General features: G+C 36.3%; 14 protein-coding genes. 2 read left to right on the forward strand and 12 right to left on the reverse strand.

What is annotated here, in order from left to right; all coding sequences use genetic code 11:
• Positions 1–121 precede the first annotated feature (121 nt).
• Both nifU and mnmA read left to right on the forward strand, forming a co-directional pair.
• Positions 122–502 (forward strand): Fe-S cluster assembly scaffold protein NifU, encoded by a 381-nt coding sequence (nifU, locus tag PHE88_04890; GenBank protein ID MDD5687153.1) that lies wholly within the window; start codon positions 122–124, stop codon positions 500–502.
• 172 nt (positions 503–674) lie between these two features.
• On the forward strand, positions 675–1,748 hold the full coding sequence (gene mnmA / locus PHE88_04895) for a tRNA 2-thiouridine(34) synthase MnmA (protein MDD5687154.1): 1,074 nt from the start codon (positions 675–677) through the stop codon (positions 1,746–1,748).
• Positions 1,749–1,771: 23 nt separating this feature from the next.
• Here the strand turns inward: mnmA and PHE88_04900 are convergent, their stop codons facing one another.
• The 12 genes from PHE88_04900 to PHE88_04955 form a co-directional block, all read right to left on the reverse strand.
• The gene (locus tag PHE88_04900) at positions 1,772–2,236 is read right to left on the reverse strand and encodes a hypothetical protein (protein MDD5687155.1); all 465 of its coding nucleotides are present in this window, start codon (positions 2,234–2,236) and stop codon (positions 1,772–1,774) included.
• Positions 2,237–2,454: 218 nt separating this feature from the next.
• Complete coding sequence (locus PHE88_04905; GenBank protein ID MDD5687156.1) at positions 2,455–3,171, reverse strand: hypothetical protein; 717 nt, start codon at positions 3,169–3,171, stop codon at positions 2,455–2,457.
• 6 nt (positions 3,172–3,177) lie between these two features.
• The gene (locus PHE88_04910; protein ID MDD5687157.1) at positions 3,178–3,507 is read right to left on the reverse strand and encodes a P-II family nitrogen regulator; all 330 of its coding nucleotides are present in this window, start codon (positions 3,505–3,507) and stop codon (positions 3,178–3,180) included.
• A gap of 87 nt (positions 3,508–3,594) precedes the next feature.
• Entirely contained in the window at positions 3,595–4,911 is a 1,317-nt protein-coding gene (locus PHE88_04915) for a class II fructose-bisphosphate aldolase (protein MDD5687158.1), read from the reverse strand.
• 213 nt (positions 4,912–5,124) lie between these two features.
• Positions 5,125–6,138 (reverse strand): acetyl-CoA carboxylase carboxyltransferase subunit alpha, encoded by a 1,014-nt coding sequence (locus tag PHE88_04920; GenBank protein ID MDD5687159.1) that lies wholly within the window; start codon positions 6,136–6,138, stop codon positions 5,125–5,127.
• Between the two features lie 142 nt (positions 6,139–6,280).
• Positions 6,281–7,090, reverse strand: coding sequence for a hypothetical protein (locus PHE88_04925; protein ID MDD5687160.1), 810 nt, complete (start codon positions 7,088–7,090; stop codon positions 6,281–6,283).
• Positions 7,087–8,424, reverse strand: coding sequence for a HEAT repeat domain-containing protein (locus PHE88_04930; GenBank protein ID MDD5687161.1), 1,338 nt, complete (start codon positions 8,422–8,424; stop codon positions 7,087–7,089). Before PHE88_04930 ends, PHE88_04925 begins: the two co-directional genes overlap by 4 nt.
• Positions 8,425–8,516: 92 nt before the next feature.
• On the reverse strand, positions 8,517–9,659 hold the full coding sequence (locus PHE88_04935; protein ID MDD5687162.1) for a class I SAM-dependent methyltransferase: 1,143 nt from the start codon (positions 9,657–9,659) through the stop codon (positions 8,517–8,519).
• Positions 9,660–9,876: 217 nt separating this feature from the next.
• Entirely contained in the window at positions 9,877–13,446 is a 3,570-nt protein-coding gene (locus PHE88_04940; protein MDD5687163.1) for a DNA polymerase III subunit alpha, read from the reverse strand.
• 327 nt (positions 13,447–13,773) lie between these two features.
• Entirely contained in the window at positions 13,774–14,790 is a 1,017-nt protein-coding gene (locus PHE88_04945; GenBank protein MDD5687164.1) for a prepilin-type N-terminal cleavage/methylation domain-containing protein, read from the reverse strand.
• A gap of 3 nt (positions 14,791–14,793) precedes the next feature.
• Positions 14,794–18,012, reverse strand: a complete 3,219-nt coding sequence (locus tag PHE88_04950; GenBank protein ID MDD5687165.1) for a type II secretion system protein — start codon at positions 18,010–18,012, stop codon at positions 14,794–14,796.
• A 215-nt stretch (positions 18,013–18,227) separates the two neighbouring features.
• Positions 18,228–19,463 carry a hypothetical protein gene (locus PHE88_04955; GenBank protein ID MDD5687166.1) on the reverse strand — a complete coding sequence of 412 codons (1,236 nt, stop codon included), beginning with the start codon at positions 19,461–19,463 and terminating at the stop codon, positions 18,228–18,230.
• Positions 19,464–19,476 lie beyond the last annotated feature (13 nt).

Below are 19,476 nucleotides of genomic sequence, written 5' to 3' on the forward strand. Positions count from 1 at the left end.
AATTGATGTAGGCAGAGCAAGCTCTGCCACTACATTATTGATGTAGTTACCGACCTTGCCTGTCCGCCAAAGTATTAGTGGCGGAGTCGGCGTTAGCTTATTAATTTTAATAGGAGATATTATGCAATATTCTTCAAAAGTAATGGAACACTTTAACAATCCGAGAAACGTAGGTGAAATACCGGATGCTGACGGGATTGGTAATGTCGGTAATCCGGTCTGTGGCGACATAATGCGGCTTTATATAAAGGTTAAAGACGGTGTGATTATTGACGCTAAATTTAAGACGTTCGGCTGCGGGGCAGCTATAGCGACATCATCAATGGTAACAGAAATGGTAAAAGGCAAAAATATTGATGAAGCATTAAAAATTTCAAATCGCGCAGTTGCAGAAGCGTTAGGCGGACTTCCATCTGTCAAAATGCATTGTTCGGTTCTCGCCGAAGAAGCACTTCGTGCCGCTATTGATGACTACTATAAAAAACTCAAGAAACAAAAATAGTCATAGAGTTTGTAGAGTTGTAGGGTTCATAGAGTTAAAATCCTATAATCCTATAACTCAATAACTAAACAAGTCCCTCACTCGCGATTAAAAAAATAATATTTCTTTCTCATTTAGAATAATTTGTTTTATACAGACTTCCGTTTTTCTATATGATAATTGATAGAAATCTATGAAAAAAAAAGTTTTAATGTTAATGTCGGGTGGGGTTGATTCCTCACTTGCTGCATATATTCTTAAAAAAGAAGGATATGAGGTTATTGGCTGCACAATGCGGCTTTTTTTGTGTAAAAACAATACTTCGGGGAAACAGTGCTGTTCTCCTGATGACATAAACGTTGCCAGATTAACTGCACAGCAACTTGGGATAAAACATTATGTAATTGATAAAACAGATATATTTAATAAGCATGTAATTGATAATTTTATTTCTGAATATTTTAAAGGCAGAACGCCAAATCCTTGTATCGTCTGTAATTTGAAAATAAAATTTGATTTTATGTTAAGATTCGCAAAAGGATTAGGGTGTGATTTTCTGGCAACCGGTCATTATGCAAAAATAGAAAAAACTAATGCCGGATATTTATTAAAAAAGGGTATTGATAATATGAAAGATCAATCATATTTTCTTTATGGTCTTACCCAGAAAAACCTACCCCATATTTTATTTCCGTTAGGTGACTATAAAAAAACTGAAATCAGAAAAATGGCTAAAGAATTGAATCTTAAAGTTGCGGATAAAAAGGAAAGCCAGGAAATATGTTTCGTTGAAGGTGCTGATTACCGCGGATTTTTGAAAACGCAGATTAACGCAGATAAAATTAAAACAGGAAATTTCATTGACACTTCAGGAAAAATCTTAGGAATTCACAAAGGATTACCATTTTATACAATCGGGCAGCGGCATGGTCTCGGTTTATCGGTTGGTTATCCCATATTTGTTACAAAAATTGATACAGTTAAAAATGAAATTACGGTCGGCAAAAAAGAAGATTTATTAGGAAAAGAATTTTCGTTAGAAGATGTTTCGTGGACAACTCATAAACCAAAAAAATTCCCTATTGCAGCAAAAGTAAGGATTCGATATAAAAACAAAGAATCAAAAGCAAAAATATTTTTAGACGGACGGGATGTTAATGTTGAGTTTAGTTTACCGCAAATGTCGATTACTCCGGGACAATCTGCAGTGTTTTACAAAAAAGACATGGTTTTGGGCGGCGGGCTAATAAAGAAAGTTTCAAACTGAGACACTCGATGTAACAATCAAGCTTATTTTTTTGACCGGAACTGCTTTTTAAGATAACTTACCCCTATTTGACGAGAAAGGACATCCAATACTTTATTTGGCTCTATAAATCCCCTTTCAACTAAAACTTCTCCTAATTTTTTATTATAGTGAGATTCTGTTTGTAAGCTCAGACATTCTTCAAGCTGTTCCTTTGTTATATAATTAAGTTGTAGTAAAATTTCACCAAATAACTTACTAATTTTTGAATCTTCGTCTGATTGTTCATCTTCTGCTTTATTTACATCGGTAGTCATACTACCAAAATCCAGTCTAATAGATATTTTTTTATTGTTTTCATCAAAACCGCTTATTTTTATAAATTCTATATTTTTTTTCTCTTCAGAGCTACTGATTGCTACGGCAACTAAACCTTTTAAATCAAAAATATTTAAAGGCTCTTTTTCGTTATAAAGAAAAACCTGACACTTGGGATGTTTAATTCGCATTATTTAATAGTTAATCTTTGAATTAGGCACGCCAAGGGCGTGCAACTACAAAACTATAACTAAATTGTAGTTTCACGCCCTCGGCGTGATAACATTGAAATTCTTATACATCAAGTTAAGCCCACCATTGAACCGTTGGCGGGCAACTACAGACCAATTGATATTGTAGCCGCAGAGCGATAGCTCTGCTAAACATTGAAATTTCTGTATATAGAGCGCTACAAAAAATGTATTGCTGATGTTATTGTGCCGGATATGATAGGTAAAATAAAACTGCCAAACAACCGTTTCCATATCGGATAATTAGAATCCATTATTTTAAAGGATAGTGAAGAAGCAACTAATATTTGCAGCGGTATAAAGAACAGATCGTTTCCTACATCAAGCCAGAGATTTCTTTTTAATAGAAAACGCAAAATAATAGCTGCTATAGAAAAGATAAATAAAGAAAACCTCGAAAAAAACCAACCAAGCCTATTCATTAAAGATGCTAACCTGTGAATTCCTGTGAATTTTGAAACGAATGTAACAAGAATGATAATAAAACCAAAAAACGTAATATCTGAACCAGATTTTAAAAATACTGATTTAATATAATTTACAATCTTTAAGTAAAATCTATCAATCGTATTTTTAATATTTTTTACCGGATCTTCCGCTTTCGCAGAAGATAAATCTGTAAATTTATCCAGTATCGGTGAAACGACTTCGACCTCTACCATGGGTTTTTCAGCAGAGAACCCGAGTTCATTCTGCAAACTCTTCAGATTTTCTATTTGTTCTTTATCTACTTCTTTCTGCGATAAATTTATATTGTTTTCTTTTAAGGATTTTATACTTTGCTTAATATCACCTGTGGTTTTTTTCAGAATATCAGGAACATATATAGAAAAACTAGTTATCGCTATTAAAAATACTAAAAATATAAGTTTCATTGATTTCTATTTTAAGGCCATTGTGTCTTGTTCCAAAAACCCAATTGCCCTATCAATAGCATGAATAAATGCAAATCCCTGTCCCGGTTTTTCAAGGTTACCTGATTTAACAATTTCATCGAACACGTTGTTAGTTTGCCCTTTTTTTGTCACGATAAGAATAACTTCTTTTTCAGGTGTGATTATTTTGCCCCAAAAACCAAGTTTTTGCCGTATTCCCGTCCCTCTTGCATAAAAAATAGTTGCACCCTCAGCACCGGCTTTCATTGCATCTTTTACAACTTTGTCAGCTTTCCCTCTTTGAACAATACATGTAATAAGATTAAGATCACTCATATTTTTCTAGTAATCGATATAGCACGCCAAGGGCGTGCAACTACAATTACAGTCCTCATCAAGTAAATAATGATAGTAAGCTAATTTTTAGTCAGCACCATCAAATTTCTCGGCACTTCCGGATGTTTCCGGCTTTTTTATATCTACCTCAACAACTTTGACATACTTTTTAACTATTTTATCAGTTTTTACGACATTGAGTTTTTCATAAAGAAAGACAAACTTCTTTTCCAATTCGGACATAATTTCTTCTCTGATGTTTTTATCAATTGACCATATCTCTTTTTTGAATTGACCCCATGCTTTCTTTCTGGTTTTATAGAAAAATTGCGTGTCAGATTGCCCCTCTTTTCTTTCCGAAGCTGCGCTGACTTTAAGCCACTCATACATTTTGTTTTTCAAATCTGCCGGGAATTTCGGGTGGTCAAAAACCATATTCTGGAACTCTGTTGCAAGATGAACTTCAGCAGTTCCGGTTTTCGGGAATTTATCAAAAAGCTCCGCCGGAAGAGTTGATGCACCATGCTGGACACAACCCGCAAGCCCGTACTCTTTCTGAGCAATTTTTGAAAGTTTCTCAAGCGTGTCGAAATCAAGTTTTACCTTTGCAATAGTACCGTCCGGAAGGGGAACACCGCCATGGGTAGTGCCTGTCTGCACGGCAATTTTTGAAATACCTATTTTATCTTTGCCAAGTGTTTCATAATACCCGCTGATATATGCGCGCAGTTCTTCTTCATTTGAATTTTTTCCGCCAATTTCCCCTATTTCACCGCCAAGCATAACTGTCACACCCTTCGGCTCAACTGAGCGGATTAAATTTGTAAGTTTCACTGCAACATCGTAGTTTGTTTTCTGCTGTTCTTTTACTGTAGGTTTTGACAAATCAACAAGAGTTGAGGTATCAAGATCAATTGAGTAAAAACCTGCTTCAACTGATTCAACAACCAGTTTATTTATTCCTTCAAGTTCTTTTGCCGGATTTTCTTTATACCCCTTTTCTTTAACCTGAAAATGGTCGCCCTGAATGAAAACAGGATATTTATAATCCTCTTTAAGTGCAGCCGCAAGTACAGCTGAAACAAACTCAGACGGCTTCTGGTCACAATATCCGACTTCGCTTCTCGCAATCTCAAAGAGTATTGCAGCTGATTTTGTCTTTTTTGCCGCGCGAAATGCTGCACGGGACATATCATAAGCCATTCCGCGAATATTCATTGCAGGAACAGAAAAACCGGAAACCTCGCCTTTTCCCATCGCTTTATAAAGCTCGTAAAGTGACGACGGTCCTATTCCTTTTTCCTGTGCTTTTTTTCTAATAAGATACCGGCAATACTTCTTTGTCTCATCATCTCCAAAAACTGCATCCCATGCCAACGAATCAACATCATTGTACTTATCCATTTACTCCCTCCCAAACGCTGATTACCGCTGATTTACTCGATCGCTGATTACCGCTGATATACTCAATCGCTGATTACTGCTGATACTTTCAATCGCTGATTACCGCTGATTTACTCAACCGCTGATTACTGCTGATACTTTCAATCGCTGATTACTGCTGATAATTTCGATTGCTGATTACTGCTGATACTCTCAACCGCTGATTACTGCTGATTATTTGCGGATATCTGCTTTATTTTTCACCTGTGGATTTCTGCGTTTTATTTCTTTAAATTCACCTATGTTCCTGAATTTTTTATATCTTTCTTCTAAAAGCTTGTCTATAGTTAATTTTTTAAGTTCTGTCAGATGCTTTTTTATACTTAAACTCAGTGCTTTTGCTATTTCATCCACATTCCTATGAGCGCCACCTAACGGTTCTTTTATAATTTCATCAATCATTGAAGCTTTTTTCAAATCTTGCGCGGTAAGTTTCAATGATTCTGCTACTTCAGAAATTTTAGAGTTACCGTCTTTAAATAAAATCGCTGAGCACCCTTCAGGCGAAATAACAGAATAAATAGAATTCTCAAGCATCAACAAACGGTCGCCTATGGAAATCGCAAGTGCCCCACCGCTACCGCCTTCCCCAACTATACAAACAATAATTGGAACTTTTATCTGAGACATCTCCAGGAGATTCCTGGCAATCGCTTCCGACTGCCCTCTCTCTTCCGGACCTATTCCGGGATATGCACCGGGAGTATCAATAAATGTTATAATCGGTCTTCCAAATTTTTCAGCAAGTTTAAAAATGCGAAGTGCCTTTCTGTAACCTTCCGGATTTGCCATTGCAAAATTTCTCATCATATTTTCTTCGGTAGTCCTGCCTTTCTGATGTCCGACAACGGCAACCGCTTCACCGTTAAATTTTGCAAACCCGCAAACGATTGCCTTATCCTCGGCAAACCTTCTATCGCCGTGAAGCTCAATAAAATCCGTCATTATTAAATTTATAAACTCAAGCGTATGAGGTCTGCTGGGATGCCTCGCTATCAAAACCTTTTGCCACGGAGTAAGCGTTGAATAAATTTCAATCTTTAGATTTTCACATTTTTCTTCAAGTTTTTTAATCTCTAAAGAAAAATCCTGCTTGTGCTCTTCAGACATTTTCTTTAATTCTAATATTTTGTCTTCAAGTTCTATAACAGGTTTTTCAAAATCAAGAGTACTTATTTCATTAGCCATATATTTACAAGTTAGTCCTCGCTTTGCTCGACATTTCGCAGAAACGCGGAGATTTCGCAAAAACCGCAGAAAAAGTCTCTTTTTTTTTGCGTAATCTGCAAATATTTTGTGTTCTCTGCGATAAATTATTTAAATTCTTATACTAAAAATTACCCTTATACCTGATTATTACTAACCTTTCAGATCCGGGACCTTTAAAAAGATTTCTCCCTGCTAATTCCACATCAACGTTATTCGTAATAAGCAATTTTATTCCCAGATTGGCGCGATTTCCCGGAGTAGACCGGATATTATCATATTCTCCAAGAAGAAGAAGTTTGTTTTCTACTCCATAGTTTACTCCAACGAACCCGAATACTCCTTCTTTATCAAAATCGTATATATTACATCCAAAAGTTGTTTCAAAACCCGGGACAAGAAACTCTCTGGTCAAAGCTAAATAAACGCCTTTTTCCCTGTACTGGTATTTATCTATATCTTTATTAAAATTCCCATAACCCTGACCATCATATCCGATAGCAATTGCAGGAATCATCAACCCGCCGGAATAAACTCTTGCCTTAAAAAATATTGCCGGCGGCATTGTATCAACCTTTGTAGAACCGGCCCCGATAAGATGATTAATATCCCACGACATACCAATATTAATCGGTTTAAAAACTCCGAAAACCATCCTTGAAAGAACCCCGCCGGAACCATACATACGAAAACTTAATTCGTAATTAGAGTATTCCACAACCTCCGCAGTCTGAATGTCAATTATCTCCGAAGGTTTAGGGGTTTCGGAGAAAAGACAGTCCGAAGTCCGAAGTCCGAAGTCCGAAGTCAATAATAATATAAAAAATGCAAATATTAACCATTTATATTTGACATTGGACATTGCCCGCCTTGCCACGAGGCAGGGACATTGGACATTGGACAATTTTTTATATTTGACATCTATTTTTCTCATTTCTTAATCTCCTTCTTCACTGCTGGTTTCACTGCCGGCTTGGCTTTTGGCGGCTGCCAACCAAGCTTATATAGTGATACTTTTGCTGCTTCTTTTATATTGTTATTCAAATCAGTATTATATATTTTTTCAAGAACGGGTATTGCAGAAACATCTCCAATATTTCCAAGAGCTTCAATCGACTGGGTCTTTATAGTTTCATCTTTATCATTTACGAGATCCTTTGCAACCTGAAGCCCTGACTTATTTCCGATTTTTCCAAGTGCAGAAGCGCCGGCAATCTTTATCGATTTGTCATCATTTTTCAAAAGTGCTTCTAAATCCGGTTCAGATGATTTATCTTTTAATTCACCCGATGCTTTAATTAATTCTAAAATCAACCTTTTATATTGAACTTGCCGGTAAGAATCTGTTTCATTTTTTATTGCTCCAAGCGATATATTTAATGTCTCTTTTATCATAGGTGCTGATTTTGCATCACCAATCTTACCTAACGCCTGTGCTGACAAAAGCTGTACATCCAAATTTTTATCTTTTAGTAACGGGATAAATATATCAACCGCTGATTGTGAACGCATATTCCCCAAGATTAAAATCGCTTGTGTTCTCACAGAGCTATCCGGGTCATTTTTCACTCTTTCTACGAGAGGTAATTGTGCTTTTGGATCTCCGATATAACCAAGCGCAATACATGCACTTTGCCTTACCTGCGGTTCTTTATCATTTAATAATGCAATAATCTTATCCGTTGCTGACTGTTCCCTCATAAGACCAAGTGCCTCACAAGCAGCAAGCTTCACACCCGAGTCAGAATCATTAAGCGCTCCAATTAAAACGGGGACGTCCTTCGAATCTCTTAACCTTCCTATATTATCAACAGCTGTACGTCTTTTTGAGGACTCTGTTGATTTTAACATTTGGTAATAATCAACAGGTTTTGCAACAGGTTGCGAAACTACCATTGTAGAACCAGTCTTGGTTACCGTACCTGATTTTTGTGGTGTTGCAGTCGATTGTGTAGGCTGAGTTTTTATAACTTGTGGTGACGTAGATTGTAAAGGTGTAGTTTGTGGTGTTGAAACCTTTGGTGTTGTAGCCGGTTGCGTTGTAACTGATGGTGTTGCAGTAGGTGGTGTTGTAACCGATGGTGTTGCGGCCGGTTGCGCTGTAACTGATGGTGTCGTAGCCGGTGGTGTTGTAACTGATGGTGTTGCTGCCGGTTGTGTTGTGACCGGTTGTGTTGTAGTTTGTGATGTTGTTGTCTGCGGTGCTACGGCAAATAACTTTGAAACAAAAACGGTAAAAATAATAAAACCAACTAACTTCTTAGACATAAACATTCCTCCTTTTAAAATCGTGTAATGTACAATGTTGTATGTATAATGAAATAACCAGAAAATACTTTTTATTTATCTTTTAATAACATCTAATTTCGCCAGTCAATATATTTATTAAAATTTCCCGGCAACAAACTATTCTCCATACTCTTTTGTGAAAACAGATATCTTCCGTCACAAATAAATCCCAGCTCATTCCAATTAATTTCATTCATATTTTCACAAAGTTCTCTTAGATCGAGTTTCTGATTATGCGGAAATATTGCCAATACTGAACCATCATAATTAATACACTTATGAATAAAAAACGGTTTAGCATTCCGGGTTTTGCAATTCACATAAATTCTTTTCTTTTTCGTTAAATAATGACTGCGTCCCCAAGTCCACCAATTTGATTCGTCAAATTCTTTTATTCTACGCTGTAACAAAATATTCTTATATTTATCTAAATATTTAATCTTTTTATTAAAAATCACTTTTACCGTTTTGCCTGTTTTACAAGTGCCGGAGTAAACGAAATCTAAATTTCCGTACTTACTGTTTATAAAAACTTCATTGTTCCCGCTTACTGCACCTACTTTTACATAAAATATATCACTAAACTTTACAGGATAAACATTTTCGGTAAAAAGCAGCTGCCCGTTATAAAAAACAAAATTTTTACTACTGTTTGTCTTCCGGCTAAAATCATTTTTCTCAAATCGCCATATTATACAATTAGGGCTGAAACCATTAAATATTTTTCTATCTCCCAAATCAACGACATCTGTAATTGTTCCGTTTTCAAAAATAAATTTGTTTAATTTAATACTTGATGTGGCTTTCAAAAAATCACGAGGCGTAATAAAAATCAATTCTCCGCTATCCTTTAAGTGTTTAATACATTTTTCAATAAAAAACAAGTAAAGATTACTCCGTGAATCGAAAATACTGGAATTTAATTTCTTTTTTGTTGATGTTAAAATATCACGGTAACGAACATACGGCGGATTTCCGATAATTGTATCGAATTTATTATCCAACGAATAATCGAAAAAATCTATATTCAAAGAACGTCCCCTGTTGCAGACCGGATCAATTTCAATCCCCACGCAACCCGGGATACTATTAACAAATATATTGTCTCCGCTTGCCGGTTCTAGAACTTTACCATATTTTTTTCTTAATTGCAGCATCCGGCATACAACGGAAGGAGGTGTAAAAACTTGACCTAGTTGCGATATTTTATCCATTTTCTGTTTTAGTATTATATTTTTAGTTAAACATCATGGTTTGCCAAGGGCAAACAACTACAATAGCACCGCAAGGCGGTGCGGCTACGTAATTCAAACCCAAATAAGGTGCAACTACGTAATTCAGACCCAAATAAACGGGCCGGATAAAACCGACTGCTATATCCAATAATATGGGTTTATTAGCTATACAATTTAGCAAAAAACAAGAGTTTTGTCAAGAAAATTTAACGACACCTTTACCCAATATTTTCTCTATACCTGATATAACCGTATCGTTGGGCTCGACTTCTATATTTGTAAGAATTTTTGTATTATTTTTATTTAAATGACCTATCAGGTTGAACTCAACATTAGCTATCCCGTGATGGTGTTTTAAAAAATCCTTCAATTTTTCAAGTGTTGATTTTTCAAGAGCAACACTATTAGCTGTAATAGTAATTTTGCGAACAAGTATTTTCCTTGCCTGCTTGAAAGAAACTAATTCCTCAGCAATTATCTCGGGTGGTTCAGTTTCAGTATTTAATCTCCCGGAAACAACCAGCATTTCATCCATTTTTAAAGTATCTTTGCCGTATTCATTAAAAAGTTTAGGGAAAACAAGAACATCTATTTCATCATCTAAATCTTCTAACTTAAATCTTGCGTATTGTTCTTTCTTTTTAGATACCATACGCCTTAAATTAGCGACAATCCCGGCAACGCGAACAATTCCGCTGCCTCCGTTAGAATTTTTCTTGATTTCTGAAATATTTGTTTTGGTATAGATTTTTATCTCATCTGAATATTTTGCCAGTGGATGCCCTGATAAATAAAACCCTAATACTTCTTTTTCGTTCGCTAAAAACTGGTGTTCATGCCATTGCTTTTCTTTTGGTAAATCGTCAAACTTATCATTCATATCTGCCGCTTCGTTAGACGGTGTCATTAAATCAAAAAGCATCGACTGTCCGCTTTCCCTTTGTTTCTGATTCCTTGCGCTAATAGAAATAATATTTTCTGTATTTTCACAGAAAACATCTCTCATTGGAATATTTCCTCTTTTAGGCAAAAGTTTATCGAAGGCACCTGCCTTGCAAAGCGATTCAAGCACTTTTTTATTAACACTGTGGAAATCTATTCTTGCTGTAAAATCGCTTATTGATTTAAACTCCCCATTTTTTTCTCTCTCTATAATTATTGCTTCAATAGCACCTTCACCGATATTTTTTATTGCTACCAAACCGAATCTTATACCTTTTTTCTTATTACCCTGCTTTTGTTCATCAACAGAGTTACCGGATTCAGGCATATTTACCGATTCTATTGCAAATTTTGAATACGATTTATTAATATCCGGCGGGAAAATATCTATTTCAAAATCTTCCGCGTCTTTAATATACTGAACAATTTTATTTTCAGTTTCTTTACTTATACTGGTATGCCCTATTTCAGAAGATAAAAGAGCCGTAAAAAATTCGATGGGATAATTTGCTTTAAGATATGCAGTCCTGTAGGTTATAAATCCATATGCAGCAGCATGGGACTTGTTAAATCCATATTCGCCAAAACTTTTTATATTAGTAAATATTTTTTCTGCAACTGCCCTTGTAAATCCTTTCTTTTTTGCACCGTCAATAAACATTTCCCTGTATTGTTCAATTAATTCAACATTTTTTTTGGACATTGCAGACCTGAAAGTATCGGCTTCCGCAAGAGACAGTCCGACCAGGTCAGTCGCTATTTTCATAACCTGTTCCTGATAGACAATAATGCCGTATGTTTCTTTTAATATACTTTCCATTATAGGGTGTTCATATTTGAACTTTACTTTTTGATGATATCTTGCAACAAATTCATCAAGCATACCGCTGCCTATCGGACCGGGTCTGTAAAGTGCAATTAACGCTATAATATCTGAAATATGTTTAGGTTTCAGTTTTTTAAGTAAATCCCGCATGCCTGATTTCTCAACCTGAAAAACACCGTCAACCTTTGCATCAGACAGTAACTGAAATGTTTTTTTATCATCTAAAGGAAGGTTTTCTATATCGATATCAATCTTATGCTTTTTTCTTATAAGTTCGACAGCATCACGAATAACCGTAAGTGTTCTTAATCCGAGAAAATCCATTTTTAAAAGACCCATCTTTTCAAGAAGTTTACCTTCATACTGCGTGGTTACAACATCGTCGGATGTTTTTGATAACGGCACGTAGTTGGTTACGTCGTCTTTTGCTATCACTATTCCTGCAGCATGAACTCCTGAATGCCGTTTCAACCCTTCAAGTTTAAGCGAGATATCCACCAATTTTTTTATTCTTTCATCTGATTTATAAAGTGCCTGAAGCTCAGGAACCATTGAAAGCGCCTGGCTTAAAGTTATGCCCAATACTTTGGGAATCATGCCCGCAATCTTATTGACTTCGGTAAGCGGGATTGAAAGTACTCTGCCTACATCCCTTATTACACCTTTAGCCAGCATGGAACCGAACGTTATTATTTGTACAACTCTGTCGCTGCCATATTTAGTTCTTACATAATTTATTACTTTTTCACGCCCTTCATCAGAAAAATCTATATCCAAATCAGGCATTGTTATTCTGGAAGGATTTAAAAAACGCTCAAAAAGAAGTCCGTATTTCAGCGGGTCAACATCAGTAATACCCAAAAGATACGAAACAATTGAGCCGGCGCCGGAACCTCTCCCGGGACCGACAGGTACATTGTTCTTTTTTGCATACTGGATAAAATCCCATACAATTAAAAAGTAACCGGAATATCCCGCATCCGAAATAATTTTCAACTCGTGTTCCAGCCGGCGTTTTATTTCGTCTGTGACTTCGCCATAGCGTTTTTTCAAACCATCTTCACAGAGCTTCCTTACATAAGAATCCAGCGTAAAACCACTTTCAACAGTATATAAAGGAAGATAAAGTTTTCCAAAGTCAATCTGAAGATTGCATTTCTCTGCAATGGCAAGTGTATTTTTTGTAGCATCAGGAACATCTTTAAAAACAGCAATCATTTCCTCGGGTGTTTTATAGTAAAATTGATTAGTTGCAAACTTCATATGTTTGGGGTCATCAAGCGTGGATGCAGTACCAATACAAACCAAAACTTCATGAGCTACCGAGTCTTCCTTTTTTAAATAATGACAGTCATTTGTAGCAACAACCGGGACAGACATTTCTTTTGAAAGTGCTATCAACTTTTCGTTACTTACTTTTTGTTCAGGCATTCCATTTTCCATCAGTTCAATATAAAAATCATCTTTAAAAACCTGTTTATAAAAATCAACAGTTTTCTTAGCTTCGCCAATCTTTTCTTCACTAAGAAGCATAGCTATCTCGCCACGAAGACAACCGGACAAGACAACAAGTCCCTCAGAATATTTTTCCAAAAGTTCTTTGTCTATTCTCGGTTTATAATAAAAACCATTAAGATAACTTATTGATGTTAATTTTGTCAGATTTTTATAACCGGTCTCATTTTTACATAGAAGTGTTACATGATAATTTTTTTCACCCTGAGTTCGGTTTTTATGTGATTTTGAGGCGAGATACGCTTCAATCCCTATAATCGGTTTTATACCTGCTTTCAGACATCCATTGTAAAATTCAATAGCACCAAACATATTGCCATGGTCGGTAATGGCAAGTGCAGAAAACCCATATTCTCCCATTGTCTTCAATAACATTGCAGGATTACCTTTATCGTCCAAAATACGGCAGGCACCATCTAAAAGAGAGTATTCTGTATGATTATGAAGGTGAACAAACTGGGCTTGTTTTAATTTTTGCGACATGTAAACATTTTACATTTCATAAAAGGAAAGTCAAGTTTTGGGAGTTAAGAGTCGAGCTTATTCGTAATCCTAATATTGTAGCCGCAGAGCGTTAGCTCTGCTTGTTTCATATAAAGATGTTCTCCAAAAGCAAAGCTTCGCTTTGCCGCTACAAAGCCGCTGCAAAAAGGAAAATGAATCTCCCTGCAGCAAGCCGCAGGGTATCAAGGTTCTCCTTTTCTTTATCCCCGTCAAGTTTCACTTGACGGGGTATTGTGAAGGAGAAAATTTGATTGTTATTAATTGTGAATCGGTCTGTAAAAGACAAGAATGATATTTGACGGAAGTTTACCAGAGGTCACGGACACTGCACAGCACCAATTGGTCGTCGCCAAGAATTCCTGCCATAGCACCTTGAGCAACTAACACACTACGTAAAAAAACTTTTCTACCACCGGGATTACCTACAATAACTACCTCAAAACCACCGGGGAAGTTGCCGGCAGCAATTGCATACTGTGGAACAATTTTAGGAGCACGTGCCCAAACAGTAGGAACAGAACTATTAGGTGATATGCCATATTTATAACCACTGCCCATTATACCTGTAATCATTTCTGTTAAAACTTTACATTGAAATTTAGGTATTTTATAAGTAGGGTTGACAATTGGTGTCATATTACCTGCTCCGTCCAAAGTCCAAAAAGCTACGGAAGAAACTTCTTCTGATGCGTTCCAGGCATAAACAACATTGTTTGGAGGAGCGACTAGACCTTTAATGGTTTCTGTCCTTGAAGCTAGCGGGATATTCATTAATTGATAATAGTCGGCATATAAAACACTTCGCCATTCAACAATCCTGTAACTTTGCCTATCGGTTATTGACCTCGGATTATCAGAAGTCAGGTAATAATAGTTAAACCTATACACATCTATAGTATGAGTGATATTATTAACTGCATCAAATACACTTTTTGCTGAATCATTAGTAGCAAAAAAAAGGCTATTACCGACAGAAGTAGGACTGGATACTAAAGTTCCGGGAGCGACAATAGCACCCTCTTCAATTTTTGGCAGGTGACTATCGCTTAATCCTTTAGGACAACCTGCAACCGTAGAAGTATCTATTCTTGTTGAATAGTCATTACCTGTCGGGCTATTATCAAAGATTCTTTTACATTCGGATAACCTCAAGTATATCCGGTTAAGCGTCTCCTGATTAGTTTTCTTTAAAGTATTTGCTACTTCAAAAGAAGTAAAACCGCGTGTAACATTAATAAGCAACATGCTTACACCGGGAACAATTATAAGGAAAATAGCTAATGAAATAATTACTTCAATTAAGGTAAGCCCTTTTCTTTTCATATTTTACCTTTGAATATAAATTTGGATTTGGTCATAACTGTAATGTAAATCAAGATTTCGCCTATAACACTCCACGCGTACTATATATGAACCTTTTGGAAAAAGCGCTGCATCTGATACATCCCAGGAATAAGAGGTACCATTGTCATGGAATGTATCCTTATGTCCTGCAGTAGTTAAACTATTATCATCGCAATAATGCCATGTCGCACCCCTGTCGCTGGAATATTTTATACTATATACAAGCGGTGTCGTCTCGCTATACGAAGGAGCTAAAGTAGTATATTCCTCAGTATAATCTTCATTGCCCCACCGTTTCCAGTTTATACTTGATTCAATAATAATTGGAAAAGTACTAAATGTAGAATGAACATTTGTAGGATTTGTTATAGCTACTAAAGGGACCTGAGAAATCCAATCTTGCCCGGTATATAGACCTGCGTCTAAAAATGTTCTAAATACTGACGTTAAAGCAAACTTCCCTATCTGAGCAGCTCCAAAATTTGCCTGAATTGCGAATCCGGAAACTGATAAATAAAAACTGCTAACCGTACCGGAACTCACTCTTACTGTGGAAGAAGCGGTACAACCAGCTCTTGTAGAATCATAATAAGTTCTGGAAACACCACCAACCACAGGAATTGAAAGGATAGTTCTTTGACTGCTATAAATAGCATCATTCCATTCATCAGGTTCATCTCCAGTATCATCAAGTTTAAACGGTCTGTCAGCCAATATTGCGTCCAGTAAAGGAAAACTAAAAATAGTTGAAATATATGTTCCCAATGCCGTTATATTTCCATTTCCACCATACATATGCCTAAAGTATTTTCCCGGAACACTTCCACCATTTAAAAATGTTGTACATCCTCTATCCGCTGTCACAGTTAGTCTATTTGTATTAAAATCACCAAAAGTAGTATATTGTGCACGATAATATTCATTAGGAGATATACCTGTTGGTAAGTTACCGTTAATGTTCCATTGTGTTGCAAATACATTATCTGGGTATAATTCTCCCAACCAGTATCTTGAGTACCAGTTATTATCTTTCTTAGCAACTATACGACTATTAGGATGACGGGAAGTGGTATCTGTAACACCACCATAAAATGGAGCGGATACCCCAGAACCCGGCCATATCTCATCTACATATATAACACCTACTCCAGAACCCGTAATCCATGGTAATTCTCCAAACGCCATTGAATTTTCTATAGGTTCAGTATTACTTCCAAATTCACCCCCTAACCCATAGTAAAAATAACAGAAACCGTTTATAGATGACCATATTGCCTGGGTCCTTAATAGTCCTTGACGGTATATTGAGAAAATTCTTGGAATATCAATCTCAAGTTGACCATTCCAGCCATTTTGCGTTTTATCAAAACCATTGTAATCGTTAGGACCAGAAGGAACAGCAGCAAAATACCAATTATAGCCATGTCTTTGTTTAACATCTGCATAAGGACAATGCCGTGCATCACCTAATAACTGATATTGTTCAGTAAGCGGTGGAGTGACTCCTACCCAGGTATATGTTCTTGATAAATTACTTGGTTTGTTAAGAGGTGTCCCTGTTGTAAGGTCATTTCCAATACGGGTTTCAAAAGTATTCATTCCATTTAGCGCACCAAGTGTATTTGTAAATTTTATAATCCATCTTGCAGTATTTTTGGGTCTTTGATGATGATTATCAGTAAGATCCTGACTAAAATCATTTCCTACAGGACAAGGAATATATTCCAAACCATATACCCATTGTGCTACAGATAATCCAGTATTATCTGGCGCTTCTGGATGCCTTAATGGAGTATTATATAGTTTAATTAAAGTAGTTCCTACGATAGGATGACTAACTTCATATCTAGCAGGGTCTTCAGTAACCACTGAACTTTGATAATTAACAGAATCACTCCCAACAATTCTTGTTACCTCAATTGACCCTGTAGGAATATTTTTATCAGGTATAAAAACCGTCGCAACCGGTAAAGTTGGATTACCCGGATGGCTGCCCGGATCCATAAAATACGCATAGACTCTCAACGTTATATTAGAATTGTTAGGATACCGTAAGTTTTCAGGATGTGATACCACACGCTCATACGGAAAACTCTGTGGGTCTTTAGCAGCATCTGAATAATTACGGATAGGTGGTACAGGCAGAAGTTCTCCGTGTAAATTTACTAATATTATATTTTTATTACTATTAATATCTCCTGAATTCAGCTCTTCTAATAACATTCTTAAACTTATTTCAGGTGGCGGGTTACCTAAGGGTGTCGCAGCAACTGCGGCGTTATAAATCCGTAACTCATCAGGATATCTTACCGCATTATTATACCTGTCACTCATAGCATAACTTTTAGCATCTGTAACCGGACCATTTTTAGGTACACCGTCAACATTTACCCTGCATTGCATTCTATCAGGATCATAAAAGTAATATTCGCCACCATCTACTTTCTGAGTTTTCCCGGGATAAAGATAGACAGATGGCATAACAATACTACCCGTAAAATCAGCTCTATTGATATAAGGGAGATATTGCTGGTCCCTGCCATATGAAAGACGTGTAATCCAGTGGGTTCGTATTTCAAACCCTGTACATCTTGTTTGCAAATCTTGTATTATACCTTCAAACATAGGTCTCATTGTCCATAAATTAGTCCACCACCCGGGAACATTTTCTATCGCTAAAACATATAAATCCATAACCTGCGTAGGAACATATGGCGACGAAATTGTTTTTAAAATACTCATTGTTTCTGCTAATATTTCCGGAGATGCTGACGGATTGGAAGGTGATGATCTATATACCCTGACATATACTTTACGGACAAAAGATTCTTCGGGAACTTTAAACACAGATATCCGTCTAACATATTTCCAACCATTACTAACGCTTACATTATCGCTTGATACTGTTGATGGGTCGGTTACGTTTTTATCTGTAGTTAATACAGGTTTATATGCAACACCATCGTCATAATCGTCTAAAACATTGATTTTCTCTTTTTCTGAACCTGAAACAAGCGACCTTAATTCTTCCATCATCTGTATTACTTTTTGAGTGGCAAACGCCTTCTCTTTTATTCTAATTGTTTGCCTGCTCATAAAATATTGTATTTTCATTACTGATAATACAATTATAACAAGTATTACCATAGTAATCACTAATTCCACTAAAGTAAAACCTTTATTATTAATTTTGGTGTTCATAATTGTTTTTGAGTCCGCTGAAATAACCGATATTCCCTGATTTCACAAATTAAAGTCCATATTTTTCAGACTTTCTCGCGTAGGGGTGGGCTTGCCCACCCTTCATTATCAGAAAAACCTTATCGGGCGACCAAGCCTGCCTGACGGCAGTCAGGGTCGCTAACTACAGGGCTTGCCAAGAGCAAGCCACTACGAAACTTTCGTACGATTACTATCTAAAAATTCGGGATGCTTAATGTCCGATGTGCCGATTTATTCTCCCTATATTGACATATTCGTTGTCTGACTGCAGTTAATATATTATTATCATAATCAATTTCTGTTATATCACTGGTACTTAAATTATTTAATGTCAAACCGCTATAAGCTATTACACAACCGGTTATATCACAGGGTGGATTAATTGTGATAGTTCCACTTACATATATAAGCCCGCTAAACAAACTGCTTGAGCCGGCACTTACTGTAAGATTACCATTCACAACTAAAACCCCGCTTGCTTTTAATGGTCTTGATAAGTCAAAAGTAGCATCTCCGTCGATATATATAAGCGACATATCAGGTAAAGGATTCGGCAAAGAATTTACACTACCAACCGTAAAATCAGCCAGTGATTTTAACTCAATAGTTGAGATTCCAAGTACATATTTTATAGTTGGGTCATTTAAAACTACCGAATATAAAGAACTTCCAATTACCGTACCGCCACTAAGAAGCGGTGGTTGTCCTAAAAAACGTCCGCAAGCAGTACCACTACTGCCACCATTTATTCTACCATTTGGGAATAGATTGACAGTCTCATGTCCTGCAGTTCCTCCGTCTTTTACAATAAAAGCGCAGGCGGGTATTTGTAAATTCATCCTGATGATTTCAGTCGACATCTTACATTTAGCAACTATTTCATTTGGAAATATATTAAAAGGTATCGCTGCTTTGCGACGATAAACATAACCGGTACTAACTATAGACCATGCAAGACCATCACCTTTTTGTTCAGTTCCATTAAAACGTTCTGCGGTAATATCTTGTGCAGCATCAGGAACAATAGTTTCTGACTGACGTTTAACTTCATATCTTGCCCACCTTATACCGTTTTCACTTAATTCATATTCTTTAACAAGACCCATGTTTTCATCTATAGTATCCAATTTTACTTCTTTTGGATTAAATGCCCCGTCTTCCCAAGAATGAAGCGGTGAATGACTACTGTTGTGTACCGGCTGTGCTTCTTGTCTTTTAAACCAAGAAATTGCATCTACTAAACCGGATTTTGCAACATTTTCAGCTTCAGCTACTGTATTTTGTTGTTGTTTGCTTTCCCTATAACTGTTAGTTATAAGTTGCGCTCCTGTAAGAATAAGTATCATCACAGCAAAAAGCAAAACGACAACTGTGAGTAGTGCGACACCTTTATTTGATTTATGATTATTGGGATTAGGATGGAAATTCATATTATTTTGGCAC

Source organism: Elusimicrobiota bacterium (genome assembly GCA_028718185.1).
Classification (GTDB): domain Bacteria; phylum Elusimicrobiota; class UBA8919; order UBA8919; family UBA8919; genus JAQUMH01.